The 2,790-nt window shown below is 51.4% G+C and carries 5 protein-coding genes; all 5 read right to left on the minus strand.

Features of this window, described 5'->3' with window-relative positions:
* Window positions 1-80: 80 nt before the first annotated feature.
* Window positions 81-455, minus strand: a complete 375-nt coding sequence (locus tag IJN28_00895; GenBank protein ID MBQ6712328.1) for a hypothetical protein — start codon at window positions 453-455, stop codon at window positions 81-83.
* Window positions 452-877 (minus strand): hypothetical protein, encoded by a 426-nt coding sequence (locus tag IJN28_00900; GenBank protein MBQ6712329.1) that lies wholly within the window; start codon window positions 875-877, stop codon window positions 452-454. The genes IJN28_00895 and IJN28_00900 overlap by 4 nt, the downstream gene beginning before the upstream one ends.
* A 39-nt stretch (window positions 878-916) precedes the next feature.
* Complete coding sequence (locus IJN28_00905) at window positions 917-1,738, minus strand: N4-gp56 family major capsid protein (protein ID MBQ6712330.1); 822 nt, start codon at window positions 1,736-1,738, stop codon at window positions 917-919.
* A gap of 11 nt (window positions 1,739-1,749) precedes the next feature.
* Window positions 1,750-2,394 carry a hypothetical protein gene (locus IJN28_00910; protein MBQ6712331.1) on the minus strand — a complete coding sequence of 215 codons (645 nt, stop codon included), beginning with the start codon at window positions 2,392-2,394 and terminating at the stop codon, window positions 1,750-1,752.
* A 195-nt stretch (window positions 2,395-2,589) separates the two neighbouring features.
* Window positions 2,590-2,790 (minus strand): hypothetical protein (locus IJN28_00915; GenBank protein ID MBQ6712332.1); only part of this gene is annotated, 201 nt, incomplete at its 5' end.

Genomic DNA, 2,790 nt, shown 5'->3' on the forward strand with positions numbered 1-2,790 from the left:
ACGCTCGATCCATTTGACAGCAGGAACGAACGATTCGAGATGGGAACGGATTGCCCCGCTTATCTCTTTTCTTCTCATCTTTAGGCCCTCCACAACTCGATCGTACGTCCGCTGCTTGTCTTCTGATCAGTGAAATCCGACGCCACCAAACGCGGCTCGATCGCTCGAACTTCGTTCCGATAATGAGCCAGCTTCTGTGCGTATATATCGGCATTCTCCTTGCCGTCGAATATGACCGAGCCGTCTGCCCCTACATGCCGAAGCGCACACAGATAGCACGCATACACGACAGCCAGGCGATACGTCGGATACCGAAACGGTGTAACGAACGTATCCTCTGCCACACCGAGCCTCACACCGACATTCGTCACGTATCGGTTCGCCTCATCGATGTCCGCATCACTGACCTCCAGTATCTCATCGCGTACATCATCAAGCGCTATAAACTCCATCATGATCCCCCCAATACCTTATCGAGAGCCGCCATCAGACGGCCCTCAAATATCGGTGTTTCCGCATCAGCGGCATTATACAAGAACGGATCGGGCTTGATACCCGACACCTGCACACGCTTGGCAAAGGCAAATTCCTCACCGCCGACAGGCCAGCGTAAGACACGTCTGTTGCGCGGCTCGATCACGTGCGCCCTCGTTCCTTCATGCAGATATTTTCCGTAAGGAACAGCCGCGTCATTGAGAAAAACGACTGCATTCATGCCATCAACATGGAACTTAACGCCCTCTCTCTCAAGCAGACCGCCTCGTGATGTATACCGATGCACATTCGATGCTCTCGCCTGGATATTGCGTGCAGTCGACTTGACCACCTGCCGAAGCTCCTCACGCGTCTTGGCAGGCGCGGCCTCAAACGCACGCACAAGCTTGTCCGCATCGACCTGCCCTCCCGATCGTGAGGGTTATGCCGTCACGTGTCTGTAAATCGCGCCTTTTTTGTTATTGAGGACAAACGCATCGTAATACACGCGACCTTCAACAAGCCAGCCGTTTACACCCGGCGGATTGTCATGCACCTTGTATTCAGCAAGCTTGATCGGCGCACAGCACGCGATCGGATTCGTAATGATGAACGCCGTATCAGCAGGCATATACGAACTTGGCACAGAGATGAGCGGGATGTTCTCGATCTTACCGACCTGACCCGTCAAAAGCATATTCTGTGCGATATCCGATGCCTTGATGAACGAATCATCGAGGCGAATCGCCTTGTAAAACGCAGGCGAGATGTATGCGATGCGACCGCCCATCGGTGCTTTTGCATCGGTGAGAGCATTGACGCCATCAAGAAACGCTTCGTACGCATTATCCTTCGTAATTGCTACCGCTTCCGAAACATTGCCCGCGCCTGCCGCGATCTTCGCAAGACGATAAATATCGATCTCGGGCACGATGACCTCGTTGATCTGACGGCCAAGTGCTTTACCTGCATCCTTCGCATTCATCTGGTCTTCGTTGTTGCCCTTGTCGACCGTGAACGTGAACGAGCGGTCACGCGACATGGTGAGCTCCTGCAACGTGTCCTGAAGTTCTTCAGGCGTACCATAGCGGTTCGCGCCCTCGCGTTTATAGTCATTCATACCAGCCGTCGGGATCGTGTACACCTGTACCGTTTTTACACCCGTGAATTCATAATCCTGATTAACAGCACCCGTTGTCACCGATGCCAATTTAAAACGCTCATCGACCTGCGCCGAATATTTCACTGCATAATTGATTGCCATTCATATCACTCCTATTTCATGCTTAATCCTGCAAGGAACGGATCATCCGCTCCACCGTTGCCGCCTGCAGGAGATCCACCGCCTGCCTGCGGATTCGCCTTCACTGCCCACGCATTCGCAGACAACCAGGCATTGACGCCCTCTTCGACCGTCATGTCCTTATCGCCGTCGCGATAGCCGATCGCTTCATCGTCGCCGACCGTCAGATTATCAATGATGAGCTTTGCCATGCTCTGCGGACTTGCCGCATTGCCCTTCGTCAGCGCATCGACCGCACGCGACATTTTCATCGCATCGAGACGTTTCGTCTTCTCTGCCTCTGCCGTCTTCGTCATCTCATTGTAATTCTTCGTCAGCGTCGTTACCTGTTTCGTCAGATCGGCGATCTGCTTTGCGACCTCATTCGGCTTCTTGCCGCCCTGTGCGAACGAATCGAGCGTACTCTTCAAGCCCTTTGCCTGTTCGACTACATCATCACCGTCATCCAGACCGAGTGCCTCAAGAAGCGACTTCGTTTTCGCTCCCGCACTTTCATTTGCCATACGATGCCTTTTCGCCTCATTCGACAAACGCGTCGTCTCCATCTTGATAGCAGCGATCATCTCGGTGCCGTTCTCTATGCCTTCAAGGGCTGTAAATACGTCTTTCAATTCCATGTTTTAATACCTCCGTATTATGGGCCTCCGCCCGAATCTTGCGACCTCCGTCGCGTTTTGTGCCGTCTCCTCGGCAATACCCTCAACGATTGGGAGAGTAATATAAAAAGCACCTACGAAATTCGCAAGTGCCGTTTACCTAAAATGGGTACAAAAAAAGCACTCACAAAATTGTAAGTGCTTTAGATATTTTATTTACTGAATGTATTTTTGAAGTTGTGGATCGCCACTCTCAACAAACGCGCTCAAGAAAGCAATACAAACCTCGTGCTCACTTGCTAAGGAAGATATAAGTTTTTTTTGTCCTCGTTCCATATAATACAACTCATATCCACTGGAAGAATGCTCAATTGTGTATCCATCAAATCCAGCCACACAACCTTTGTCGAGAATGTC

This window comes from Selenomonadales bacterium (assembly GCA_017442105.1).
GTDB lineage: Bacteria > Bacillota > Negativicutes > RGIG982 > RGIG982 > RGIG982.